Source organism: Jiella soli (assembly GCF_020615385.1).
Classification (GTDB): domain Bacteria; phylum Pseudomonadota; class Alphaproteobacteria; order Rhizobiales; family Rhizobiaceae; genus VKMB-3413.
On sequence record NZ_JAJAVB010000040.1, the window covers coordinates 14,113 to 37,315 of the forward strand.

Annotated in this window: 21 protein-coding genes and 3 pseudogenes; 17 read left to right on the forward strand and 7 right to left on the reverse strand. The window is 65.1% G+C overall.

Going from position 1 to position 23,203, the window contains the following annotated elements; all coding sequences use genetic code 11:
• Nucleotides 1–492 (reverse strand): TRAP transporter small permease, encoded by a 492-nt coding sequence (locus tag LH400_RS23950; protein WP_229155996.1) that lies wholly within the window; start codon nt 490–492, stop codon nt 1–3.
• A gap of 101 nt (nt 493–593) precedes the next feature.
• The gene (locus LH400_RS23955; protein ID WP_229155997.1) at nt 594–1,637 is read right to left on the reverse strand and encodes a TRAP transporter substrate-binding protein; all 1,044 of its coding nucleotides are present in this window, start codon (nt 1,635–1,637) and stop codon (nt 594–596) included.
• Nucleotides 1,638–1,770: 133 nt separating this feature from the next.
• Between LH400_RS23955 and LH400_RS23960 the strand changes: the two genes are divergently transcribed.
• A complete protein-coding gene (locus LH400_RS23960; RefSeq protein ID WP_229155998.1) occupies nt 1,771–2,487 on the forward strand; it encodes a GntR family transcriptional regulator in 717 nt (238 codons plus the stop codon).
• A gap of 66 nt (nt 2,488–2,553) precedes the next feature.
• Nucleotides 2,554–3,072 (forward strand): annotated as a pseudogene (locus LH400_RS23965) (dihydrodipicolinate synthase family protein); the annotation flags it as partial.
• A 589-nt stretch (nt 3,073–3,661) separates the two neighbouring features.
• Here the strand turns inward: LH400_RS23965 and LH400_RS23970 are convergent.
• Nucleotides 3,662–4,195, reverse strand: a pseudogene (locus LH400_RS23970) (IS66 family transposase); the annotation flags it as partial.
• Nucleotides 4,196–4,237: 42 nt separating this feature from the next.
• Here LH400_RS23970 and LH400_RS23975 point away from each other — a divergent pair.
• On the forward strand, nt 4,238–4,666 hold the full coding sequence (locus tag LH400_RS23975) for a tyrosine-type recombinase/integrase (protein WP_229156019.1): 429 nt from the start codon (nt 4,238–4,240) through the stop codon (nt 4,664–4,666).
• Nucleotides 4,663–4,923, forward strand: coding sequence for a site-specific integrase (locus LH400_RS23980; RefSeq protein WP_229155999.1), 261 nt, complete (start codon nt 4,663–4,665; stop codon nt 4,921–4,923). Before LH400_RS23975 ends, LH400_RS23980 begins: the two co-directional genes overlap by 4 nt.
• A gap of 396 nt (nt 4,924–5,319) precedes the next feature.
• On the opposite strand, the gene LH400_RS23985 is transcribed toward LH400_RS23980, so the two are convergent.
• Entirely contained in the window at nt 5,320–5,994 is a 675-nt protein-coding gene (locus tag LH400_RS23985; protein WP_370638475.1) for a TRAP transporter large permease subunit, read from the reverse strand.
• Nucleotides 5,995–6,022: 28 nt separating this feature from the next.
• Nucleotides 6,023–6,118 (reverse strand): annotated as a pseudogene (locus tag LH400_RS23990) (LysR family transcriptional regulator); the annotation flags it as partial.
• Nucleotides 6,119–6,243: 125 nt separating this feature from the next.
• On the opposite strand from LH400_RS23990, the gene LH400_RS23995 reads away from it, so the two are divergent.
• From LH400_RS23995 to LH400_RS24055, 13 genes are all read left to right on the forward strand, one after another.
• Nucleotides 6,244–7,257 carry a 2-keto-3-deoxygluconate permease gene (locus tag LH400_RS23995; RefSeq protein WP_229156001.1) on the forward strand — a complete coding sequence of 338 codons (1,014 nt, stop codon included), beginning with the start codon at nt 6,244–6,246 and terminating at the stop codon, nt 7,255–7,257.
• Nucleotides 7,254–8,600, forward strand: coding sequence for a four-carbon acid sugar kinase family protein (locus LH400_RS24000; RefSeq protein ID WP_229156002.1), 1,347 nt, complete (start codon nt 7,254–7,256; stop codon nt 8,598–8,600). The genes LH400_RS23995 and LH400_RS24000 overlap by 4 nt, the downstream gene beginning before the upstream one ends.
• A complete protein-coding gene (pdxA, locus tag LH400_RS24005) occupies nt 8,597–9,616 on the forward strand; it encodes a 4-hydroxythreonine-4-phosphate dehydrogenase PdxA (protein WP_229156003.1) in 1,020 nt (339 codons plus the stop codon). Before LH400_RS24000 ends, pdxA begins: the two co-directional genes overlap by 4 nt.
• Nucleotides 9,617–9,739: 123 nt before the next feature.
• Nucleotides 9,740–11,275, forward strand: coding sequence for a sugar ABC transporter ATP-binding protein (locus LH400_RS24010; RefSeq protein WP_229156004.1), 1,536 nt, complete (start codon nt 9,740–9,742; stop codon nt 11,273–11,275).
• Nucleotides 11,272–12,276, forward strand: coding sequence for an ABC transporter permease (locus LH400_RS24015; RefSeq protein ID WP_229156005.1), 1,005 nt, complete (start codon nt 11,272–11,274; stop codon nt 12,274–12,276). The genes LH400_RS24010 and LH400_RS24015 overlap by 4 nt, the downstream gene beginning before the upstream one ends.
• Nucleotides 12,273–13,301, forward strand: coding sequence for an ABC transporter permease (locus tag LH400_RS24020; protein ID WP_229156006.1), 1,029 nt, complete (start codon nt 12,273–12,275; stop codon nt 13,299–13,301). The genes LH400_RS24015 and LH400_RS24020 overlap by 4 nt, the downstream gene beginning before the upstream one ends.
• Before the next feature lie 105 nt (nt 13,302–13,406).
• A complete protein-coding gene (locus tag LH400_RS24025; protein WP_229156007.1) occupies nt 13,407–14,639 on the forward strand; it encodes a sugar ABC transporter substrate-binding protein in 1,233 nt (410 codons plus the stop codon).
• 102 nt (nt 14,640–14,741) lie between these two features.
• Entirely contained in the window at nt 14,742–16,031 is a 1,290-nt protein-coding gene (hisD, locus tag LH400_RS24030; protein ID WP_229156008.1) for a histidinol dehydrogenase, read from the forward strand.
• A gap of 16 nt (nt 16,032–16,047) precedes the next feature.
• Nucleotides 16,048–17,088: a LacI family DNA-binding transcriptional regulator gene (locus LH400_RS24035; protein ID WP_229156009.1), complete on the forward strand. Its 1,041-nt coding sequence runs from the start codon at nt 16,048–16,050 to the stop codon at nt 17,086–17,088.
• Nucleotides 17,081–17,650, forward strand: a complete 570-nt coding sequence (locus tag LH400_RS24040; protein ID WP_229156010.1) for a DarP family protein — start codon at nt 17,081–17,083, stop codon at nt 17,648–17,650. Before LH400_RS24035 ends, LH400_RS24040 begins: the two co-directional genes overlap by 8 nt.
• A 29-nt stretch (nt 17,651–17,679) precedes the next feature.
• Nucleotides 17,680–18,564: an N-acyl homoserine lactonase family protein gene (locus LH400_RS24045; protein WP_229156011.1), complete on the forward strand. Its 885-nt coding sequence runs from the start codon at nt 17,680–17,682 to the stop codon at nt 18,562–18,564.
• Between the two features lie 8 nt (nt 18,565–18,572).
• Nucleotides 18,573–19,511 (forward strand): 3-hydroxyacyl-CoA dehydrogenase, encoded by a 939-nt coding sequence (locus tag LH400_RS24050; protein ID WP_229156012.1) that lies wholly within the window; start codon nt 18,573–18,575, stop codon nt 19,509–19,511.
• A gap of 9 nt (nt 19,512–19,520) precedes the next feature.
• Nucleotides 19,521–20,270, forward strand: a complete 750-nt coding sequence (locus tag LH400_RS24055; protein WP_255618228.1) for an SDR family NAD(P)-dependent oxidoreductase — start codon at nt 19,521–19,523, stop codon at nt 20,268–20,270.
• 22 nt (nt 20,271–20,292) lie between these two features.
• On the opposite strand, the gene LH400_RS24060 is transcribed toward LH400_RS24055, so the two are convergent.
• Together LH400_RS24060 and LH400_RS24065 are read right to left on the reverse strand one after the other, a co-directional pair.
• Nucleotides 20,293–21,315, reverse strand: coding sequence for an ABC transporter permease (locus tag LH400_RS24060; protein ID WP_229156013.1), 1,023 nt, complete (start codon nt 21,313–21,315; stop codon nt 20,293–20,295).
• On the reverse strand, nt 21,308–23,203 hold a 1,896-nt coding region (locus tag LH400_RS24065; RefSeq protein WP_370638474.1), incomplete at its 5' end, for a sugar ABC transporter ATP-binding protein. The genes LH400_RS24060 and LH400_RS24065, both read right to left, overlap by 8 nt.

A 23,203-nucleotide genomic window follows, 5' to 3' on the forward strand; every position in this document is an offset into this window, starting at 1 on the left:
TCACCAGGCTTCTTCTTCCACCGGCGCCTCGCGGAAGCCGGTGATCCAGCAAAGGACGATCTGGACCAGCATAATCGCGGCGCCGACGGGGATGGCGAGATACGGCAGCAGCATCGGAATGCCCGAGGCGGCCGCGCGCTGGGACTGATTGGCGAGCGCGGCGGGCCAGCCGTAGACCAGAAGCAGGACGCAAAAGATCCCGGCAATGCCATAAAGGATGCTGCGGACGAGATGGCGCAGCCGCTCCGGGACCATGTCCACGACCCCGTCTACCGCCATGTGCTCGGCCCGGTAGATCGCGGCGGAGCCTCCGAGCATCATGACCCACATCATAGTGTAGCGCATGATCTCCTCGGCCCAGGTGAGCGAGGTCCCGGTGGCGTAGCGGCCGATCACCTGGGTGAAGTTCAGGACGCAGACGAACAGGAAGATCAGCGCCGCCGCGATCTCGCAGACCTGCGCGAGACGCCTGGAGAGATTGCTCAGGGTCATGAAGTGCCAACCGTACTGCTCGGCCGCCGTGTCGGGCCAGGAAGATCGTCGGAGGGAAAAGCGGAAGCGGGCTTGTCAGCGTGCAAGCCCGCCTCGAAGGCTCACTCGGCTGACGGGTAGAGCTTGTCCTCAGCCTTGTTGACGGCCGACTCGATGCGCTTCAGGAGGTCATCGCCGACCTCTTTGGAGATGTACTCGCGCACCGGCTTGTAGACGGCGTCGCGGAACATCTCCTTTTCCTTCGGCGTGGAGACGTGCACCTTCACGCCCTTCTCCTCCTCGATCTGCTTGACGTAGCTGTAGTCGCCACGCGTCTTCTGGACGTCCTCGGTCGCCGCCATGAGCTTTGCGCCGTCGACGACGATCTTCTGCTCCTCGGGCGTCAACGACTTGAACCACGCATCGTTGGCGACGATGATGTGCAGCCCGAAGACGTGTTCGTTGAGCGTCATGTACTTGGCGACATCCGTGGCGCCGCCGGCATAGAGGACCGGCGGAGGGCTCTCGAGGCCGTCCACGACGCCCTGCTGGAGAGCCATCACGGCCTCGGAGCCCGCGATCGGCGTCGGATGGGCTCCGAGCGCCTCGACCATCTTCATGTAGACCGGACTCTCCATGGTCCGGATCTTCAGATCCTTCATGTCGTCCGGCGTGACGATGGGATGGACGTTGTTGACGAACGAGCGGAAGCCGTTCTGGGAGAACGCCAGCGCGCGGATGCCCGTCTTGTCGTGGATGTCATCGAGCATCCACTGGCCGAACTCGCCGTTCATGACCTCCCAGGCGATGGGAGCGGACTTGAAGAGATACGGCAGGGACCAGACCTGGATCGGCTTATAGAAGCCAGCAAACGCGCCGTCCGACGGCAGCGTCATCTCGAGCGTGCCCTGCTGCACCATCTCGGTCGTGTCACGGACCGAGCCCAGCTGATTGCCGGGGAACAGACGGACCGTCAGGTCCCCGCCGCTCTTGCTCTCGACATAGTTCTTGAACGCCGTGGCCGCGTTGTATTCCGGGTTGTCCCCTTCGTACATCTCGAACGCGAACTTGATTTCCTTGGCCTCGGCGGCGGTGATTCCGGCGACGAGTGCGAGGGCGGCAAGCGCCGCACGCCCCGCAAGAGCGGTGCTGGTGAAAAACTGCATGATTCCTCCTCGGTGGCAGGGACTCCTCACCCTGACTTCCCCATGAAAATCATCCGATTATACAAAGTCAAGGCCACTTTGTGTTCTATCCGAATTGTGGCATGAGACTGTCATGGCACATGGAGTCACCAAATTGGCCGAAGCCCGACGGGTCGATGCAGCCGAGGACGAACCGAAGACGAGGCGGAAGACCCGCGAAGCGACGGTCGAGAACTCCGCTTTCCGGCCTCTGCACGAGCGCATGCGCGAGGACATCATCAGCGGCGACCTGTCCGAGGGGTCGTGGCTGAAGACGCACGACCTCGCCGGCCGCTACGGCGTCAGCACCAATCCGATCAGGGAAGCCCTCCATCAACTCAGCGGCGAGGGCTTCGTCGTCCTGATCCGCAATCGCGGCGCCCGGGTCCGAATGCTTGACGAACCGTTCGTCCGGAACATCTTCGACATAAGGGCTCTGATCGAGCCGTATCTCATCCGGTTGTTCGTAGAGCAGGCCTCCGAGGCGGACATTGAGGAGGCCCGCTCCTTCCAGCGACAGATTGAGGCGATGCCTCGGGACCAGGTCGTGCTGGATGCACTCGACGAGGGTTTCCACGGCGTGATGTACGGGCGCCACTTCAACCACGAGGCGCTGTCGATCCGACAGAGGCACGGCGAGGTCGTCCGTGCGCTGGCGCGGCGCCACCCGGCGAGTCCGGCCCGACGCCTAGCGATGATCGCCGAGCACCAGGAGATCCTCGCCGCGGTGGAGCGCCACGACGTCGAGGGGGCCGCCAAGGTCGTCGCGAAGCATGCACGGGGCGCGGAGCGCCACCTGATCGAGCGCATGCGTCAGGGACGGCCGGCGTAGCGACCGTTTCCTCACCTACTCCGGCCGTCCCACTGACGCAAAACGCGTCGAATCAGGAGTGCTCTCATGACCGCCTGTTCCGCCGTCCGCCCCTTCCGCGGTGTCTATCCGGTCGCGCCGACCATCTTCCACGAGGACGGCACGCCCGATCCCGACGGCCAGCGCCGGGCGATCGACTTCATGATCGACGCCCGCTCGACCGGCATCTGCATCCTCGCCAACTTCTCCAAGCAGTTCGTCCTGTCCGACGCCGTGCGCGACGACCAGATGAAGCTCGTCCTCGAGCACGTCGCCGGCCGGGTGCCGGTGATCGTCACGACCAGCCACCTCTCGACCGACATCTGCGTCGAGTGCTGCAGGGCGGCCGAGGCCCCAGGAGCGGCGATGGTCATGGTGATGCCGCCCTATCACGGCGCGACCTTCCGGGTGAGCGAGGCCCAGGGCTTGGAGTTCTTCCGGACGATATCGGACGCGATAACGATCCGGTGATGATCCAGGACGCGCCGGTCGCCGGCACGCCGCTACCGCCGGCGCTGCTCGCCCCGGATGGCTTCGGAGCTGGAGAACATCGCCCTCTTTCGCCTTGGCTTTCTCGGGCCCGGCGGTCCCGCCGCGCAAACGGGCGGCGCCGTTGCCGCTTTGGTCAGCAGCCATACGCCGATGTCTGCTTCCGGTAAGCTGTAGACACGGCGGCGGTGACTGGATTGGCGCACAGCGGCAATCATTTCTGGCCGGATCGGTGAAGGTTTTCGGATGCCGGCGAGCGCGACGATCACCGCGTTATGATGGGCCGGCGTCCGACAACCGCCCAGCCCACGCCGACTTCGTCCTCGATGCTCTGGAAATACCCCTGCGGCGAGGACCGCGGTGATGTTGCGCTTTTGGTCTTTCGTCTTTCTTGTTTTCGTAGCGCGGGTTGGCGCCAACCCATTTTGAGTTTTCGCAACCACTTTCGACGTGGCGCAGGGTCGGAACGAAGCGTTGCCAACTCGGCGCGGAGCCGACGCCGAGTTGGCAAGAGGCGGCGCCGCGTCTTTCGGCTCGACAAAGACGCAAGGATCACAGTCCGGGGCCGGCATGCGCCGTATAGGTTTCTCGGCATACGGCGTATGAAGAGGTAACGGGGGCGTTCCGGGGGATGAAGCATACGCCGTGACGCTTTGGGATGCGTCCGTCAGGCGGCGACCCGTCTGATCCTCTCGGCTCGGGCCGCCCAGTTCCAGGACAGGAGCTCGTCGAGGCGGGTCTGCGGCATGTCGGCGATGCGAGCGAGGATGTCGGCGAGCCAGGCCTGCGGGTCGATGTCGTTCAGCTTGGCCGTCATGATCAGCGTCAGCATGAAGGCGCAGCGGTCCACGCCGCGATCGGAGCCGGCGAAGGTCCAGGAACAGCGACCCAAGGCCAAGCCCCTGAGCGCTCGCTCTGCCGCATTGTTCGTCAGGCAAACCCTGCCATCCTTGGTGAAGCAGGCGAAGCTGTCCCACTTGGTCAACATGTAGTCCATGGCTTTGGCGACCGGGGCATGGCGCGACAGGCGCGTTCGTTCGGTGCGCATCCACGTTTCGATCTCGGTAAGGATCGGCAGGCTCTTGTTCTGGCGGACGGCCAGGCGTTCATCGGCGGACAGGCCGTTGATGGCGCGCTCGATATCGAACAGGGCGTCGATCCGCTTCACCGCTTCCAAGGCCATGGGCGAGAAGCGCTGCGCCTCGACCGTGCCGATGTCGATCTCGTCGACGGCGTCCTGCACATCAGGAAGACCAAGTTCCGCAATGATCGCCTGGTCCCGGTCCACGCCACGACGCTGGCGGCGCTACGCAACTATGCGCTGCAGCGCGATGCGGCGTTCCCGGCGCCGAAGGACTCGACGTTTTTCCTCTGCTCGCGCGGCAACCGGTTGTCGCCCTCAGGACTCTCGATAGCGTTCCGCGCAGCCTGTAAGCTTGCCGGGCTCGGCAGCGGAAAGGCATTGAGGCCGCATGATCTGCGACATCGTTTCGCCATCACGCGTCTTGCCGTCTGGCATCGAGAGAACGCCGATGTGCAAGCGCTGCTGCCTTTGTTGGCGACATATCTCGGCCATGCCCGCTACGCCGACACCGCCTATTGCGTGACCGTCACCGCGGACCTTCTGGGTATGGCGGCTGATCGCGCGTTCGCCGGTGGAGGTGTCTCATGAGCCCATGTTCCTCGCTCCCGCCGCTCCTGGAGTCCTTCTTCCGCGACCGGCTGCCCAAGCAAAGGAACGCGAGCCGTTCCACCGTCGCCAGCTATCGCGATGCCTTGCGCATGCTGATCCTGTTCGCCGCCGAACGCACCGGGCGCAAGCCCTGTAAGGTGGCAGTCGAGGATCTCGACCGCCACCCCGTTCTCGCCTTTCTGGACGAGATCGAGCAGAAGCGAAAGAATTCGATTCGACACGCAATGCGGGCCTGACGGCGATCCGGTCGTTCTTCCATCATGTAGCGGCGAACGACCCGGCATCGTTGGGCGTCGCCCAACGCGTCCTCGCCATTCCGATAAAGAAGTCGCACACTGAGGTAACGCATCATCTCGTGCGACGCGAAGTCGACGCTCTCATCACCGCGCCGGATCAGCGTACCCCGCGCGGTCGCCGCGATCGGGCCCTGCTGTTGGTCCTCGTCCGCACCGGCGCACGTGTGTCGGAGGCCGTCGGCGTCAACGCCTGCGCCCTCCAGCTCGATCGACCGTAGAATAAATCGGTGGCTTGGGAGGGCGTGAACGAGCCAGCCGTCTCAGACGCGCTCGTACCTTGCCTGGAAGCGGTGATAGCCACACCTGGCGCTCTCGGCATCCCAATCCGGACCGCCGTTAGTTATCGGCCAGATCGGTTCCCGACAGCAGTCCAATCACCGGCACGAAGGCGAGCGCGATGACGACGAAGTAGATCGCGACGTCGAGGACGCCCTGCCCGAACAGCGGCATCCGGCCGAGCAGACAGGGGATCGCGATCACTAGGACGAGGCCGGTCATCAGCGCGTCGACGATCGCCATCGTGCCGCCCTCGCGGATCGTGTCGGGATAGAGCAGCAGCAGGAACGGCACGACATAGGTCATCGCCCCGAGCCAGACCGTCTCGCGCGCCGCCGGCAGCCAGTTGGTCTGGGCGATGCCCGCGGCGACGAAGACCGCGACGCAGACCGGCGGCGTTATGACCGAGATCGTCGTGAAGTAGAAGGCGAACATGTGGGCGGCGAGCGGCTCGATGCCGACCGCCGTCAGCGCCGGCGCCAGCACGGCGGCAACGAGGACGTAAGCCGCCGTCGTCGGCAGGCCCATGCCGATGATCAGGCAGACCAGCCCGACGATCAGCGCGACGAGGAAGACGGAGTTGCCGGCGATGGCGACGATCAGCGAGGACAGCGTCTCGCCGATGCCGGTGAGGTTGATCATCGCGACGAGGATCTGCGCGTCGGCGAGCAGCACTCCGATGATGACGAGGCCGCGCCCGGCATCGTCGAGCGAGGCGACGAGCTGGCGGCCGATCTCGCGCGCGGAGCGCTGCCCGAGGCTCCGCTGGAGCCACCTGCTCGACGAACGTCTCGCCGGCTTCGGTCAGGCCGACGCTGCGGGTCGTCCTGTTGAACAGCCTGATGCCCAGCCGTTCCTCCGGAGCGATTACCGTGTTGCCGAGCGAGCGATCTGCTGGTGTTTCAATGGATTGCAAGGGAAGAAGGGCTTGCTGACCGTCGGGCGAGCGTTACCTCATGAAAGCGTTTGCAGTGGATAAATCAGATGAAAATTAAGGCTACTCTCGACCGCATCCCCGGGGGCATGATGGTCGTACCGCTTCTCCTCGGCGCAACGATCAACACGTTCTTGCCGGACCTGCTTCGGATCGGAAATTTCACCCAGGCGCTCTTCGTCGATAGCGCCGGTGCGCTAATTGCACTCTTCCTCTTGTGCGCCGGCGCCCAGATCAATCTGACGAATGTCGGTTCGGCTGCAGCGAAGGGTGCAACGCTTCTCGCCCTGAAATGGATCGTCGGCGCTGCAATAGGCCTCTTGGCCTATGCGTTCGCGGGCCCCAAAGGTCTTTTCCTGGGCATGGTGCCGCTCGCGATCATCGCGGCGATGACCAATTCGAACGGCGGCCTCTACGTCGCGATCGTCGGTCAGTACGGCCGGGCGGACGACAAGGCGGCCTATTCGCTGCTCGCGCTGAATGACGGGCCGTTCCTGACCATGGTCGCCCTGTCGATCTTCGGTGCCATGGGCTTCGTGAACGGCCTCTTCTCGATCGTCTCCTTCATCAGCGTCCTGCTGCCGATCGTCGTCGGCATCGTGCTCGGCAACCTCGATCCTGACCTGCGGAGCTTCCTCGCCAAGGGGAGCGACATGCTGATCCCGTTCTTCGCATTCGCGCTCGGCATGGGCATCGATTTCGGAGCGATCATCGAGGGTGGCCTCGCCGGCATTGCGATCGGCGTCATGACCACGCTCTTCACGGGAACCGTCGGCTACTTCGTGTTCCGCACGCTCGGCTGGAACCCGATCGTCGGCTCGGCCGAAGGCTCGACTGCGGGCAATGCCGTCGCGACGCCGATGGCGATCGCGGCGGCCAACCCCGTCTTCGAGAGCGTCGCGAAGCTCGCCACCGTTCAGGTCGCGGCCTCGACGGTGACGACCGCTATCCTTCTGCCCCTGTTCGTGTCGTTTCTGGTGTCCCGGACCGATCCCAAGCGGATCGCGGCGACGCGGGACGAAGAGGCATTGGACGCACCGGCGGAAGGAGCCCGGGCGCGATGACCGCCCCTGCCGAAGCCGGATCGCGCCCCCGTACTCCCTCGATCCTCGTCCTTGCGGACGATCTGACCGGGGCGGCCGATTGCGGGCTCCAGTTCACGGCGGCCGGCCTGAAAACCCGGGTGTTTCTGAACTCGGCGGCGAAGGCTGAAACGGCTGGCTGCGACGCGATCGTCATCGACTGCGAAAGCCGGGCGCTGGAAACCCATGCCTCCCGGGCTGCGATCGACAGCGCGCTGAATGGTGTTTCCCTGGACGGGCTGCGGCTGTTCAAGAAGATCGATTCGACGATGCGCGGGAATGTCGGCGCCGAGATCGATGCGATGGCCCGCGCGTCGCAATGCCGGACCGTTCTCGTGACACCCGCCTACCCCTCCATGGGGCGGACGGTGTCAGAGGGCGTTCTTCTGGTCGACGGCGTTCCGGTGGCCAAGACATCCATCGCCGAGGATCCCGCAACCCCCGTCCACGAAAGCCAGATCATCGACCTGCTCGGCCCGCAAATGCCGGACGTCCGCATCGTCTCGGTCTCTCCGGACGAGCTGGCCGACCTCGAAAGGATCCGGCCCTGGGCCGAGGAGGCGACCCGCGCGGGCACCTATCTTTGCCTCGTCGTCGACGCTGAGACCGACGACGATCTGAGGCGCGCAGCCACGCTCGGCCGCCACATCGAGGCAGCGACGGGTCCGCTTCTCTGGGCCGGTTCCGCCGGGATTGCCGAACACCTCTCCAGGGTCTGGGGAGGCTCGGCCGGCACCGGGCCGACCGCACTTCCGCCTGCAACGCATCCGGCCCTCCTCGTTTGCGGCAGCGTCAATCCCGTGGCGATCGAACAGATCGACGCCGTCTGTGAGGCGCACGGGATCGAGCCGGTCGTAATGTCGGCCGAAGCCCTGATCGACGATGCGTTGGAGGCGGAAGCCAGACGCTGCGCCGACAGGATCGAAGCGATCTACGCAGAGTCCGGAAAGATCGCGGTCCTGACGACCTCCCATGAGAGCTCGCACATCCGCCGGGTCATGGAGATCGCGGCGGACAAAGGCCTCACCCGCCGCGATGCCAGCCGGCTGGTCGCCAGGGGTCTTGGCCGCGTCGCCAAGCTCCTTCTGGATTCCGGCACGATCGGGCGGCTCGTCGCGACCGGCGGCGATACGGCCCGCGCCACGATGGAGGCCTGCGGGATCGCGGCCGTCGAGATCCGCGGAACCGTTCTGCCGGGAATGCCGCTCGTCACGGCAATCGGGCCGCCGGAGTGCCATATTGTGACCAAGGCCGGCGGCTTCGGACACCGCGAAGCGCTGGCGGAAGCGTTGACTTATCTGATCGAAGGAAGGGCGAACCCATGAATCCGATTATTGCCATCACCATGGGGGACGTTTGCGGCATCGGTCCCGAGATCATCGCACGGACGGTCGCCGATCCGAAAACGCTCGAGCTCTGCCGTCCGGTCGTCGTCGGTGACGCCGCCGTGCTCGAAAAGGCCCGGGCGATCGTCGGGGCCGAGTTCAGCATTCGCTCGTTCAAGCCCGAAGACGCCATCCCGGAGGCCGAGGCGAACGAGGTGCTCTGCGCCGATCCGGGGCTCGATCTGGGTGGCCTCCCGTTCGGCGAAGTGCGGGCGGAGGCAGGCAACGGATCGTTCCAGTTCCTCAAGGCCGCGGTCGACATGGCGAAGGCCGGAAAGGTCGCGGCGATCGCGACGGCGCCGCTGAACAAGGAAGCCCTCCATGCGGGCGGCCACCTCTATCCCGGCCATACCGAGATCCTCGCCGAACTGACCGGGACCGACAGCTATTCGATGATGCTGGCGACGCCGAAGATGAAGGTCATTCACCTCACCACCCATGTCGGCCTCCTGGAGGCGATCCGCCGGATCAACCCGGAGCGGACCTATCAGGTCATCCGCCTGGCGCAGGATACGCTCGCGGCGGCCGGAACGCCTCATCCGAAGATCGCCGTCTGCGGCATCAATCCTCATGCAGGCGAGAACGGGCTCTTCGGCGAGGGCGAGGAGGAGGAAAAACTTGTTCCCGGGATCGAGCGGGCGCTGGGCGAAGGCATCGACGTCAAAGGTCCTCTGCCGGCCGACACCCTCTTCTACCGGGCGATGCGCGGCGATTTCGACGTGGTCGTCGCCTGCTATCACGATCAGGGCCATGCGCCCGTGAAGGCCGTCGCCTTCGACGAAGGCATCAACATCACTGTCGGCCTCAAGGGCGGCATCATCCGCACCTCCGTGGATCACGGCACCGCATTCGATATCGCCGGCAAGGGGATCGCCCGCTACGAAAGCCTCGTTGCGGCGATCCGCTACGCCTGCGAACTCGCGCCGAAGCCCGAAGCGGCTCACGCCACCGCCTGACGAGACCTCCAGCCTCATTCGCAAAAGCCCTGTTGACAGGTCGCGCAGATGAGCATTTCATAATGAGAACGTTTGCAGCAAACGTTTGCATCGCGGCATGCGACCTTTGGGAGGAGGGCCATCATGAGCGAAGCGAGGATGGCATCCGTCGAATGCCGTGGCGTTTCGAAATCCTATGGGGCGACAGTCGCCCTCGAGGATGTCTCGATCGCCATCGGCCCCGGCGAGGTCCATGCGCTTCTCGGCGAGAACGGCGCCGGCAAGTCGACATTGGTGAAGATCCTCGGCGGCGTCGTGCGGCCGGACAGCGGCTCGATGTCGCTGGCGGGTGAGACCTACGCCCCCGGCTCGATCATCGACGCGCGCCGCTGCGGCGTCGCCATCGCCTTCCAGGAACTCAGTCTGCTGCAGAACCTCACGGTGTCGGAGAACCTGTGCCTGCCCAAGCTGCCGGCGGCCAAAGCCGGCCTCTTTTCGCGCAGGAGGACGGTGGAGACGGCGTCTAAGATCCTCGCGCGCTTCGACCTGCCGCTCGATCCGGAGGAGGCCGTCGGGCAGCTTTCGTTGCCGGATCGCCAGAGACTGGAGATCGTCCGCGCATTCTCACATGGGACGCGGCTTCTCGTCCTCGACGAGCCGACGGCCTCGCTGTCGGATGTCGACTGGCTGTTCCGACTGATCGAGAACGCCAGAAAGTCAGGAACCGCAGTCCTTTACATTTCCCACCGTCTGGCCGAGGTCCGCGCGATCTGCAGCCGGGCGACGGTGCTGCGCAACGGCCGGAGCATCGATACGGTCGATCTCTCCGGAGCCGACGACAGCCGCATCTTCGAGATGATGGTCGGCCGTTCCGCAAAGAAGAGCCTCACCACCCATGCTGCAAAGCCGAGAAGCTCGAAGACGGTGCTGTCGGTCAGCGATCTGACGACCGACATGCTCGACAAGGTCTCCTTCGATCTGAAGGAAGGCGAAATCCTCGGTGTGGCGGCGCTCGAGGGGCAAGGGCAGCGAGACCTGTTCCGCAGCCTGGTCGGCCTCGAGAAGCGCCATTCCGGCTCGATTTCGGTCGATGGCAAAGCCGTCGACATCCGCAGCCCCAAGGGCGCCCTCGCCTCCGGTCGGGGCCTTGCCTTCCTTCCCGAGGAGCGGAAGACGGAAGGGATCTTTGCGAGCCTGACGACGGCATCGAACATGACCCTGCCCGTCGTCGGGAACGTCGCATCCTTCGGCGTCGTCTCCGGCACCAGGGAGCAGAGTGCCGCCGGGAAGACGGCGGACGTGGTCGATCTCGCCCGCCGTTACCTGCCGTTCAAGATCTCGAACCTGTCGGGCGGCAATCAGCAGAAGGCGCTTCTGGCCCGGACCATGATGACGGGCGCCGGCATCCTGCTTCTGTTCGACCCGACCCGTGGTGTCGACGTCGGGACCAAGCAGTCGATCTATGAAGCCGTCCAGCGGTTCACCGAGGATGGCGGATCGGTCCTGTTCTACTCGTCCGAACTTCCCGAAATCACCAGCCTCGCCCAGCGATGCCTCGTCCTTTACGGCGGCCGGATCGTCGAAGCCTTCGAAGGGGACGCCATCGAGGAGCAGAACCTCGTCGGTGCGATGATCGGACATCGCGAGGACAATGCGGCGTCGAAGGGAGCGTACGCGTGAGCGTTGCCGCCAGCCTCACGAGCGAACGCGCGAGCCGGCCGGCGGTGCGCCTGAAGCGCATGCTGTCCGGTGGCGCGGCGGTGGTCTTCGTCCTGTATCTGGCGATGTACGCGCTCTACGCCTGGTTCGAGCCATCGGCGCTGTCGCTCTACACCTTCACCAATCTGATGAACAATTCCGCGCCGCTCGCCATCGCAGCGGCGGGCGAGACGATGGTGGTCCTGGCGAGAGGCTTCGACCTCTCCGTCGCCGGCGTGATCTCGCTCACCAACGTCTTCATGGCGCTCTATCCGATCGAAGGCCCGCTCGGCGCGCTCGCAAGCCTTGCGATCTGCATCGCGATCGGCGCGGTCGTCGGGGTGATCAACGGGTTTCTGGTGGCAAAGCTGGGTCTCCAGACCATTGCCGCGACCCTCGGCACGATGATCGTCTGCCAGGGCCTTTCGCTGGTCTTCCTCGACGCGCCGGGCGGCTATGTCGCCCAGTGGGTCTCCTACGAGCTGACAGACACGCTGTTCGGCGTCCTGCCGATCTCGGGCCTCATCGTCCTCGCCGTCGCGCTTCTGTGGGCGGCCTTTTCGCGGACCAATACCGGGCTCAGCATCTATGCCGTCGGCGCGGACGAGCAGGCGGCGTCCCTCTCCGGCATTTCGGTGACGCGGACGCGCTTTGCCGCCTTCGTCGGGGCCGGCATGCTCTATGGCCTCGCGGGCTACATGCTCAGCGCCCAGACCGCGACCGGCGATCCGAAGGCCGGCGAGTCCTTCCTGCTGCTCGCCTTCGCCGCCGTAGCGCTCGGCGGAACCTCGCTCGCGGGCGGTCGTGGCGGCATCCTCGGATCGATCTTCGGTGCCGGCGTTCTCATGCTGCTGCAGAAGGTGCTCTTCGCCGCCGGCGTCTCGTCCTTCTACACGGGCATGTTCCAGTCGGTCATCCTGGTCGCCGCGATCATCTTCGGCAACCTGATCGGGCGGACGTTCTCCAAGGGAGCGGTGCGATGAAGCCGACCACCGGACACGAAGCTTCCGGCAAGGACGCGTTCGCGAATTCCGAGGACAAGCGCGGATCGAGCGGCATCGACCGGGATCTCGTCAACGTCATCGCAGTCTTCGCTCTTTCGGCTGTCCTGATCCTGTGCTCGCGTTTCGTCAGCCCTGCGCTGGGGTCCTGGAGCCAGGTCCTGACGATCCTGACGCTGTCGTCCTTCCTGATCGTCCTGTCCTTCGGCCAGGGTCTGGTCATCCTGGTGGGCGGGCTCGATCTCTCGACCCCTTCGCTGGTCGTCATCGGCGGCGTGCTCGCCACCGTCTACGGCAGCGACGGCGGGGCCTTCTACATCCTGCCGCTCGCCCTGTGCGTCTGTGCGCTGGTCGGGCTGGTCAACGGCGCCGGCGTCGTCCTCCTGGGCATACCACCCTTCATCATGACGCTCGCCTCGTCGATCTTCGTCGCCTCGGCGGCCCTCGGACTCACCGGCGGCACGCCGCGGGGCAACTCTCCGGAGATCCTCGCCTTCCTGATGAAGGAGCGTTGGCTCGGCGTCCCGGTCGTCGTCTACTTCGTCGTGCTGTTCGCCGTCCTCGGCTGGATCGTCCAGAGCCGGACGACGCTCGGACGCCGTCTCTACGCGATCGGCGTCAACCGCGAGGCCGCACGCATCGCCGGGGTCAACGTCGGCGTCGTCGAGGCCATTCCCTATGCCGTCAGCGCGGCCTGTGCCGGCTTCGTCGGCATGATGCTCGTCGGCTATTCCGACGGCGCGACGCTCCGGATGGGCGACAGCTACCTGCTACCCGGGATCGCCGCCGTGGTGATCGGCGGATCCTCGATCCTCGGCGGAAGCGGAAGCTTCATCGGCACCGTCGGCGGCGCGATCCTGCTGACCACGCTCGGCACCGTCATCGCCGCGATCGGTCTCGACCAGGGATATCGCACGATCATCGAGGGTTCGATCATCCTCGTCGCCCTCATCCTGCTGCGCGAGGACCTGTTCTCAGGGCTTCGCCTGCGCAGCCGGAAAGCATGAAAGCGGACCATCTGGGAGGACCGCTTCGACCCCGATGGAGGGAGGTTCCATCGACCTGTCACGTCCCCGCCCCAGGGGACGGGCACCAACAGGGAGTGAGACGGAATGAGGTTGAACAATCTGATGAAAGGCGTGGCGTCCGCAGCCACGATCGCGGGACTGGCCGCAACGCTCAGTGCCACGCTGGCGCAGGCTCAGGACGCGGGAGCCGACAAGAAGTACAAGATCTATCTCGCGATGAGCTACAGCGGCAATTCCTGGCAGTCGGAAGCCGCCAACATCGTCAAGGCGCTGGCCAAGACCCCGCCCTACGACAAGGAGGTCGAACTTACCGAGGTCATCTCGGGAACCGATCCGCAGGCCCAGATCTCCGCCTATGAGAGCATGATCCAGGCCGGCGCCGACGGCGTCATCAGCTTCCCGATCTCCGCCACCGCCCTCAACCGCACGATCAAGCGCGGCTGCGACCAGGGCGTGAAGTTCTTCATGTACGACGCAACGGTCACCGAGCCCTGCGCCTACAATGTCAGCTTCATCACGGCGGGCTTCGGCGAGAACACCGCCCAGGCGCTCGTCAACGAGCTCGGCGGGAAGGGCAAGATCTTCCTCTCGCGAGGCGTTCCGGGCAATTCGGTCGACAAGCGCCATACCGACGGCGCCATGCATATCTTCAACCAGTATCCCGGCATCTCGGTCGTCGCCGAGTATTACAGCTACTGGGACGATCGCACGACGCAGCAGGAAACCGCCAAGGCGCTCGCCGCGCATCCGGACGTCGACGGCATCTGGGCACAAGCCGGCGAATACGGTGCCGTCCAGGCGCTCCTCGACAAGGGCGACAAGCTGGTTCCGATCACCGGCGAGAATTCGGACGGTTTCCGCCTCGCGCTGGCCGATCCGAAGATGCAGGAGATGGGCCTGAAGGGCGTGTCCTCGGGTTCGCCCCCGGCTTCCGCCGGCTATGCCTTCAAGGTCATGATGGAGATCCTGACGGGCAAGCGCGACCTCAAGCCGATGAACATCCAGTATCCGCTTCCCTGGGTACCGGCCGCCGACGTCAAGCTTTGCAAGGGCGACACCTTCGAGGACGGCTGCAACGTCTTCCCGTCCGAAAAGGTGCCTTCCTCCTTCGTCACCGAGGTCTTCAACCCGACGCTCCTGCCGGAACTGTCCCTGACGTCGGCCCTCGACGGCAATCCGACGCCGGGCGCGACCATCCAGCCGCTTCCCGAGGAGATTACGCAGGCACCGGACTCGCCGGGCATCAACTGCCAGCGTTGCGAGGCCCCGGAAAACCAGTATGAGTTGAAAAAGGTCAAGGCCACGGTCCAACCCTGATCCCTGCCCCGCCGGGACGGCCCTCGTCGGCCGCCCCGGTGCCCTTCCGGCGACGCCCACGCGATCATAGAGCCGTTACGCTCGAACTGATGAGGAACTCCGATGCCTACCTTTCTCAAGAAGGGTCAGAATCCCGACGAGACGGCCGCGGCCGACAAGAAGACTCGCGAGACGGTCGAGGGCATTCTGTCCGACATCGAAAGCCGCGGCGACGCCGCAATCCGCGAGCTGTCCGAAAAGTTCGACAAGTGGTCGCCCAAGGCGTTCAGGCTGACCGAGGATGAGATCGCGGAGGCGATGTCGAAAGTCTCCGAGCGCGACCTCGACGACATCAAGTTCGCCCAGGCACAGGTGCGGAACTTCGCGCAGAAGCAGCGTGAGTGCCTGAAGGATCTGGAAGTGGAGACCCTTCCCGGCGTCATCCTCGGGCATCGCAACGTGCCGGTCGAGTCCGTCGGATGCTACGTGCCCGGCGGCAAGTATCCGATGGTGGCCTCGGCCCATATGAGCGTCGTCACCGCAAAGGTGGCCGGCGTCAAGCGCATCATTGCCTGCGCCCCGCCGTTCGAGGGTGGCCCGCATCCGGCAATCGTCACGGCCATGCATCTTGCGGGAGCTGACGAAATCTATGTTCTCGGCGGCGTTCAGGCCGTCGGCGCAATGGCGATCGGCACCGAGACGATCGCGCCGGTCGACATGCTGGTCGGCCCCGGCAACGCCTTCGTCGCAGAAGCCAAGCGGCAGCTCTACGGCCGTATCGGCATCGACCTGTTCGCCGGGCCGACGGAGACCCTCGTCATTGCAGACGACACCGTCGATGGCGAGCTCTGCGCGACCGACCTCCTCGGCCAGGCCGAGCACGGGCCGACCTCGCCCGCGGTGCTTTTGACCAATTCCGAAAAGCTCGCCCGCGACACGATGGGGGAGATCGAGCGCCAGCTGAAGGTGTTGCCGACCGGCGAGACCGCCCGGCAGGCCTGGGAGACCTTTGGCGAGGTCATCGTCTGCGACAGCGAGGAGGAGATGCTGAAGGAAGCCGATCGCATAGCGTCCGAGCACGTGCAGGTCATGACCCGCGACCCCGACTTTTTCCTCAACAACATGCGCAACTACGGTGCACTGTTCCTCGGTCCGCGCACCAACGTCGCCTATGGCGACAAGGTCATCGGCACGAACCACACGCTGCCGACGAAGAAGGCGGCCCGCTACACCGGCGGTCTGTGGGTCGGCAAGTTCCTCAAGACCTGCACGTACCAGAAGGTCCTCACCGACGAGGCCAGTGCCGAGATCGGCGAGCGGTGCTCGCGCCTGTGCATGCTCGAAGGGTTTGCCGGACACGCCGAGCAGGCCAACATCCGTGCACGCCGCTATGGCGGACGGAACAACGCCTGACAGGCTGGATCGGGCGTTGACCACCTTTTCGAACGACCAGGAAATGCGGGCAAGAATTACCGCCAAGGAACTCGCCCGCGACCTCGGCATGTCGATCTCGACCGTTTCGCGGGCATTCGATCCGAAATCGGTGGTCGCCTCCACCACCCGTCGCCGGGTGCTGGAGCGGGCAGCCGAAATCGGCTATTCGCCCAATCCCCTCGCCCGGAGCCTCGTCACACGGCGCACCCGGATCATCGGCCTCGTCGTCTCCGACGTCGTCAATCCGTTCTATCCTGAGATGATGGCGCGGTTCACATCGAGCCTTCGGGATGCCGGCATGAACGCGATGCTGCAGGCATCGAACCCCGACGAGATGATCGACGACGCGGTGCGCATGCTCCTCGACTACCAGCCGGACGCAGTCGTGGTGATGGCCGCGACGCTTTCCTCCGCCGCCGCCATGGACTGCCGACGGGCGGGCATACCGGTGGTGTTCTTCAACCGGCTTTCCAGCGATCCCCAGTCCTTCGGCATCACCTGCGACAACGTCGAGGGCGGGCGACGGGTGGCGCAGTTCCTGTTCGATCGCGGCCATCGAAAGCTCGCCTACGTCTCGGCCCTCAGGGACGCCTCGACCAATATCGAGCGCTACCGCGGGTTCCAGGAACGGTGCGCCGAGCTCGGGCTGGACGAGCCGATCGTCGTCGAGGCGGGATCGTTCTCCTACGAAGCGGGATATCACGCGGCCGCAAAGCTCGCGGCACCCGGCGCCTGCGACGGCTACTTCTGCGCCAACGACATTCTGGCGATCGGCTTCATCGAGGGGATCCGCCAGGAAACGAGCCTGCGCATTCCGCTGGATCTGTCGGTCGTCGGCTTCGACGACATCGCGATGGCGGCGTGGCCGTCTCATGCGCTGACGACCATCCCGCAGCCCGTCGACGAAATGCTCGCCGAAACCCTGACGGTCCTCGAGAGCCTCGGCTCCACCCGGATTTCCCACGAGCCCTTTATCCGGCGCATCGCGCCCGGCGATGTCATCGAGCGCAAGACGACGAGGAGACGTCATGGCTGACGCCAGAACGCATTCCGGCTTCTTCGAGCGCGCCGTCACCATCCACCGCGCCGACTGCGAGACGCTCGCCCTGAAGTCCGACTCGTCCGGTTTCTTGGCCGCCGCCGAAACGCCGCTGCCTCCCGATCTCGAGGACGCCGTGGCCGGCTACGTCCTTGCCGCACGGCGGGCCTATGACGGGATGCGCCGCCAGATCGGCCATCTCGCCGGCCTTCTCATCCTCGCGGAAGCCGGAGGACGCGAGGTCCTCGCCGTTGCCGCGCTGTCGGACGCGACGGAGAAGTGGGAGACGATCCGCGACGTCCTCGACACCACGAAGACGCCGCCGCGGCTGGAGCACCACCGGGACGGCCTGCTTCTGGCCCATCAGGCGATCGGCGAGGCCCTCGCCGATTTCGGCCGGATCGGGCTTCCGGGAAAGGACAGCGGCCCTGCGATCTCGGCACGGCTCAATCGGGCCTATCGCATTCTGCAAGGCATCGCCGAACCGCAAGCGGGAATGACGATGGTCGATTTCTCTCACGCATGCTGCAGCTGCGGAAAGCATGCAACGGGCGGGTGATTTCTCAAGACAATAAACGGGAGGAAACCATGGCAGACTATTCGATCTGGGTGCTCGAATACAGCTACGTGAAAGACTACCACAAGAGCGGCGTTCTCTACGGCGCCCACAACCAGGGCTACGTCAAGCTGCCTTACTGCTACGTCCTGATCAAGGGCAACGGCCATACGGCGATGGTGGACGTCGGCTACAATGACAAGGACTACGGCAAGCACCTTGCCGACAAGTTCGGCGTCGAGAACTGGCATTCCCCCAAAGACGTTCTTGCCGGCGTCGGCGTCCGGCCCGAGGACGTCGACACGGTCTTCGTCACCCATTCCCACTTCGATCACTTCGGCAATGTCGAGGCGTTTCCGAACGCGCATTTCTATATCCAGGAGCGCGAGATCTCGAAGAACGTCTGGGCCATGGCCCTGCCCGACCGGATGCGCTGGATGATGACGGCGGTCGATCCGGGCGACATCCTGCGCGGCGTAGGCCTTGCGCAGCAGAAGCGCCTGACCATGGTCGACGGATCGCTCGAGGACGCGCTGCCGGGGATCGATCTGCACGCGGCCGTCGACAGCCACACCTACGGCTCGATGTGGGTGACGGTGCGCAACGACGGCAAGAAGCAGTCCGACGACACCTGGGTTCTCGCCGGCGACCTCGTCTATGTCTTCGAAAACGTCGAGGGAAGCGGCTGGGCGGTCGACGTCGACACGCTCTACGTGCCAGTCGGCCTCGCCGCGGGCAGCCAGACGAACCTTGTGCTCGCCACCGAGGAGATGATGAAGCAGACCGGCTACGAGGCCCGCCGCGTCATCCCGATCCACGAGGAGCGTCTGAAGGACACGTTCCCCTGCCGGATCACCGAGGACGGGCTGCGGATCTCGGAGATCTGCCTCGCCGACGGTGAAAGCTCGAAGGTCTGAGTCCCCTCATGAAACCAATCGAGAAGGTCGCGATCGTCGGATCGGGTCTCGTCGGCCGCGGCTGGACCATCGTGTTCGCCCGCGCCGGCATCGACGTCGCCGTCTATGACAGCAACGCCGGCATCCGGGCCGAAGCCAGGGATCGCATCGCCGCGAGCCTTGCCGACATGAAGTCGGCCGGACTGATTGACGACGTTGCCGGAATCCTCGCCCGCGTCAGCGTCGTCGACGGGCTGGAAGAGGCGGTGGCCGAGGCCGACTACGTTCAGGAGTCGGTCCTCGAGCGCACGGACGTCAAGAAGGAGGCGAGCCTGGCGATCGACGCGGTCATGCGCAGCGATGCGGTCGTCGGCAGTTCGAGTTCGGGAATCCCGGCCTCGGCCTTCACGCAGGAGTGCCGCAACCGCAGCCGGTTCCTGATCGCCCATCCCGTCAATCCGCCGCATCTCGTGCCCGTCGTCGAGCTCGTGCCGGCACCGTGGACCGACAGGGACATCATGCCGTGGCTGCGCGGCGAGATGGAACGGACCGGCCAGGCCCCGATCGCCGTCGACCGCGAGATCGAAGGCTTCATCCTGAACCGGCTTCAAGGCGTTCTCCTGATGGAGGCCTGGAAGCTGTTCGAAGAGGGCTATGCCAGCGCCGCCGACATCGATCTGACGATCTCCAAGGGGCTCGGAATGCGATGGTCCTTTGCCGGGCCCTTCGAGACGATCGATCTCAACGCGCCCTGCGGGGTGCGCGACTATGCTGAACGGTTCGGCCCGCTCTACCAGTCGATCGCGAAGTCGCGGACCGATCCAAAGGTCTGGTCTGACGACCTGATCGCCCGCGTCGAGGCGGAGCGCCGCTCGGTCCTCCCGGAGACGGAACTTCGCCGGCGCAGCGAGTGGCGAGACCGGCGCCTGATGGCGCTCGTCGCCCATCAGAAAGACCAGCCGCAATAGGGGGCGACGATGACGCAACCACTCTTCGGACGGGTCGTCCTCTTGACGGGGGCGACGGGCGGGATCGGCTCGGCGATCGGCATGCGGCTCTCGCAGGCCGGGGCGAAGCTGATCCTCGGCTATCGTTCCTCGCAGCAGGACGCCGAAGCCCTCATGCAGAAGCTCGATGGCGACGGGCACATGATCGCGAAGCTCGACGTGACGGACACCTCCGATCTCGTCGGGGTCATGGTCGAAGTCGACGCGCGATACGGCAAGCTCGACATTCTCGTAAACTGCGCCGGAACGACCCGGTTCGTGCCTCATGATGATCTGGACACCCTGGACGACGCGCTGATCGACGGCATTCTCGCCACCAACGTCCGGGGCGCGATCGCGGCAGTCCGAGCGGCAAAGCCCCTTTTGGCCAAGTCCGAAGACGGCTTGATCGTCAACATTTCGTCCATCGCAGCCCAGACGGGTATGGGCAGCAACATCGCTTATTGCGCGTCCAAGGCCGCTTTGGACAATCTGACGAAGTCCCTCGCCAGGGCTCTGGCTCCGTCGATCCGCGTCGTGTCGATCTCACCCGGCCTCGTGGACACGGAGTTCGTACGCGGCCTTGATACCGCATGGCGAAACCAGCAGGAGGCATCGACGCCCCTCGGACGCCTCTGCAGCCCGATGGAAGTCGCCGAAGCCGTCTTGGTGACCTCGACCGTGCTGACTTTCACGACCGGAAGCATCGTTCCGGTGGATGGTGGACGGCAGCTTTCCTGACTTTCAAGAGCAGCTCCGCGCCTCAGCGATCGGCGCGGCTGCTTACAAGGCGTTCCACCAAAAGCGCCAGGATGATGATCGAGCCGATCGCCGACCCCTGCCAGAACGGTGATACGCCGAGCAGATTGAGGCCGTTGCGGATCATCACCATGATCAGGACGCCGATCAACGTCCCGATGATCGAGCCGCGTCCACCGAACAGGCTCGCCCCGCCGATCACCACGGCGGCGATCGCATCGAGCTCCATCATGTTGCCGGCGAGTGGATCGGCCGACATGATCTGGGCGATCGAGAATGTGATCGCGACAGCCGCAAAGGCACCGGACACGACATAGGGCAGGACCGAATAGAACAGGACGCTTAGGCCTGCGGCCCGGGCCGCCTCCCGGTTGGAGCCGATCGCGTAGATCGTGCGCCCGCCCTTCGTGTATGTCAGGTAGAGCCAGGCGAGAAGATACATCACGCCCAGGAAGAAGACGTTAGACGGGACGCCGAGAACCGACGTGTAGACGATGTTCGAAAGTTCCGACGGTATCCCCGAGATCGCCGTCTGCCCAGAGACGATGTAGGCGAGGCTTCGCGCGATCGCCATCATGCCGAGCGTGACGACGAAGGCGGCGAGCCCGAAATGGGCGATGAGGATGCCGGAGACGAGGCCGATCGCGGCGCCCGACAGGACCGCCATCAGGATGGCGACGGGGATTGGAAAGTCCTTCAGCGTCAGGCCGAGAACGATCCCCGTCAGCCCGGCGACCGATCCGACGGACAGATCAATCCCTCCGGTCAGGATGACGAACGTCATGCCGATCGAGACGAGGCCGATGACGACGGACTGGTCGAGAATGTTGAAGACATTGTTCTGGGTCAGGAAATAGGGCGACGCGAACGACAGTCCGACCGCGATCACCAAGGCGAGACCGAGCATTCGGAACTCAAGCTGCTTGAAGATGCGCGCCGCGAACGGCGTCGTCGACCCGCCATGACGCGAGGTGGAGGCGGGCCGTGGGCGATCGACGCGGCCCGGCGTCTCAGCTTGCTCAAGCATTGAGGCTCTCGATTCTCTGTCTGATGGCGTCAGCTGACCGGCGCCCGGGTAGGCCCGGCACGGAGAGGCCGACCCAGCCAAGATCGTGGCCGCGATGGCTGTGGATCGGCACGACGAGGGTCGAGCGACTGCCGTCCGGTTCAGTGACGAACCCTTGGCCGCGCAGCTCGAGACCGACGGGGATCCGGCTCTGGGCGAATCGCACAGCCTCACCGGTCGCAAAGCCCGGCGAAGCGGCAGGGTCGACGACGACGCTGTTGAGGCAGACGAGACGTTCCTCGTCCATCAGGACCCAGAAGCCGGCACCGCCGTTCTGCGAAGCAATCTCGTCGAGAACCGCCGTGTTCTTCCGCATGGAGGTGCGCGGAGCGGCGAGCAGCGTCAGCTTTTCCTCGTCGAGGGCCGCGCTCGGAAGGTCCGCGACGGAGCGGCCGTCGCTGATCACGACGATGCGGTTCGACAGTCCTAGCAGTTCCTCGAAGTCCGATGAGATGACGACGACTGCCGTTCCGGCCTCGGCGAGCCTGCGCAGGATGGCGTAGATCGCCTGCCGGGTCCTGATATCGACACCCCTGGTCGGTTCGTCGAGGATCAGCACCTTGGGGTCGAGCAGCAGCCATCGAGCGATGATGATCTTTTGCTGCATGCCACCGGAAAAATTCAGCAGGGAGTCGTCGAGCAGCCTGTCCGCGGGAAGATCGAGAAGGCCCATCAGTTCATCGACCTTCGCCCGCCGCGCGCCGTAGCCGAGCCCGAAGCCGCGATGCGCGCCGAGATGGGCGAGTAGCAGGTTCTCGCGGACGGAGAAGTCGGGGACGATGTTCTGGACGCGCCGGTCCTCCGGAACGAAGCCGAGCCCGGCACGCATCCCTTCGGCCGGCCGTCGGAACGTCACCGGGCGACCGGCGAGAGACATGGTTCCGCCGCCGCGCGGGCGCAGTCCGAAGATCGCCTCCGCCGTCTCGGAACGTCCGGCCCCGACGAGACCGCCCAGGCCAAGGATCTCTCCGCGGCGAACCGAAAATGAAACATCGTGCACCGCGGGCGGCGCCGCCATGTTTGCGACCTCGAAGACGACAGGCGCCTTCCCGGCGCTCTCCGACACGGCACGGGCGGCGTGGATCGCACCGATTTCCCGGCCGACCATCAGTTTGATGATCTCGGCCTGCGTCAGCGAATGAGTTTCGCGGCCGGCAGCGACCGTCGTCCCCTCCCGCATGACCGTGGCGCGATCGGTGATGGCGAGGACTTCCTCAAGCCGGTGCGACACGAAGATTAGCGAGCGGCCCCCCTCCTTCAGCCGCGCCATGACGTCGAACAGGCGTTCGACCTCACCGGCGCTGAGCGAGGCGGTAGGTTCGTCGAAGATCATCAGTTCGGCATCGAGTGCGAGTGCCTTGGCGATCTCGACTAGCTGGCGCTGCGCCGTCGACAGTCGCCGCACCTCGATTTCAAGCGGCAGCGTGCCGCTTTGGCCGAGATCGTCGAGGATCGCGGCCGCTCTCCGCCGCTTTCCGGTGCCGGCAAGAAAGCCGCCCTTTCCAAGCTCGGGCAGAAAGATGTTCTCCAGAACGCTGAGATCCGGCGCGAGCGTGGTCTCCTGCATCACGATGGCGATGCCAGCCGTCAGCGCGTCGCGTGTCGAGCGCAGGTGAAGCTCCCGCCCGCGATAGACCAGCCTGCCCTGCTCCGGCCGCAGATGACCGGAGACGACCTTGGACAGCGTCGACTTCCCGGCTCCATTGGCGCCGAGAAGCGCGTGAATCTCGCCCTTTCCGACGACGAGAGACGCACCAGCCAGCGCGCGCGTTCGCCCGAAGGACTTTTCGATCCCCGAGGCCTCGACCAACGGCACCACCTCGGTGCTGGAAGTCAGCTCAGGCAAGGG

Bases quoted from the DNA above. Each gene is read 5' to 3' on its own strand.
- LH400_RS23980 (WP_229155999.1), top strand. From the start codon at position 4,663: ATGAGCCCATGTTCCTCGCTCCCGCCGCTCCTGGAGTCCTTCTTCCGC.
- LH400_RS23955 (WP_229155997.1), bottom strand. From the start codon at position 1,637: ATGCAGTTTTTCACCAGCACCGCTCTTGCGGGGCGTGCGGCGCTTGCC.
- LH400_RS24040 (WP_229156010.1), top strand. From the start codon at position 17,081: ATGGCTGACGCCAGAACGCATTCCGGCTTCTTCGAGCGCGCCGTCACC.
- LH400_RS24055 (WP_255618228.1), top strand. From the start codon at position 19,521: ATGACGCAACCACTCTTCGGACGGGTCGTCCTCTTGACGGGGGCGACG.
- LH400_RS24050 (WP_229156012.1), top strand. From the start codon at position 18,573: ATGAAACCAATCGAGAAGGTCGCGATCGTCGGATCGGGTCTCGTCGGC.
- LH400_RS24025 (WP_229156007.1), top strand. From the start codon at position 13,407: ATGAGGTTGAACAATCTGATGAAAGGCGTGGCGTCCGCAGCCACGATC.
- LH400_RS24010 (WP_229156004.1), top strand. From the start codon at position 9,740: ATGAGCGAAGCGAGGATGGCATCCGTCGAATGCCGTGGCGTTTCGAAA.
- hisD (WP_229156008.1), top strand. From the start codon at position 14,742: ATGCCTACCTTTCTCAAGAAGGGTCAGAATCCCGACGAGACGGCCGCG.
- LH400_RS23950 (WP_229155996.1), bottom strand. From the start codon at position 492: ATGACCCTGAGCAATCTCTCCAGGCGTCTCGCGCAGGTCTGCGAGATC.
- pdxA (WP_229156003.1), top strand. From the start codon at position 8,597: ATGAATCCGATTATTGCCATCACCATGGGGGACGTTTGCGGCATCGGT.
- LH400_RS24045 (WP_229156011.1), top strand. From the start codon at position 17,680: ATGGCAGACTATTCGATCTGGGTGCTCGAATACAGCTACGTGAAAGAC.
- LH400_RS24060 (WP_229156013.1), bottom strand. From the start codon at position 21,315: ATGCTTGAGCAAGCTGAGACGCCGGGCCGCGTCGATCGCCCACGGCCC.
- LH400_RS23995 (WP_229156001.1), top strand. From the start codon at position 6,244: ATGAAAATTAAGGCTACTCTCGACCGCATCCCCGGGGGCATGATGGTC.
- LH400_RS24000 (WP_229156002.1), top strand. From the start codon at position 7,254: ATGACCGCCCCTGCCGAAGCCGGATCGCGCCCCCGTACTCCCTCGATC.
- LH400_RS24020 (WP_229156006.1), top strand. From the start codon at position 12,273: ATGAAGCCGACCACCGGACACGAAGCTTCCGGCAAGGACGCGTTCGCG.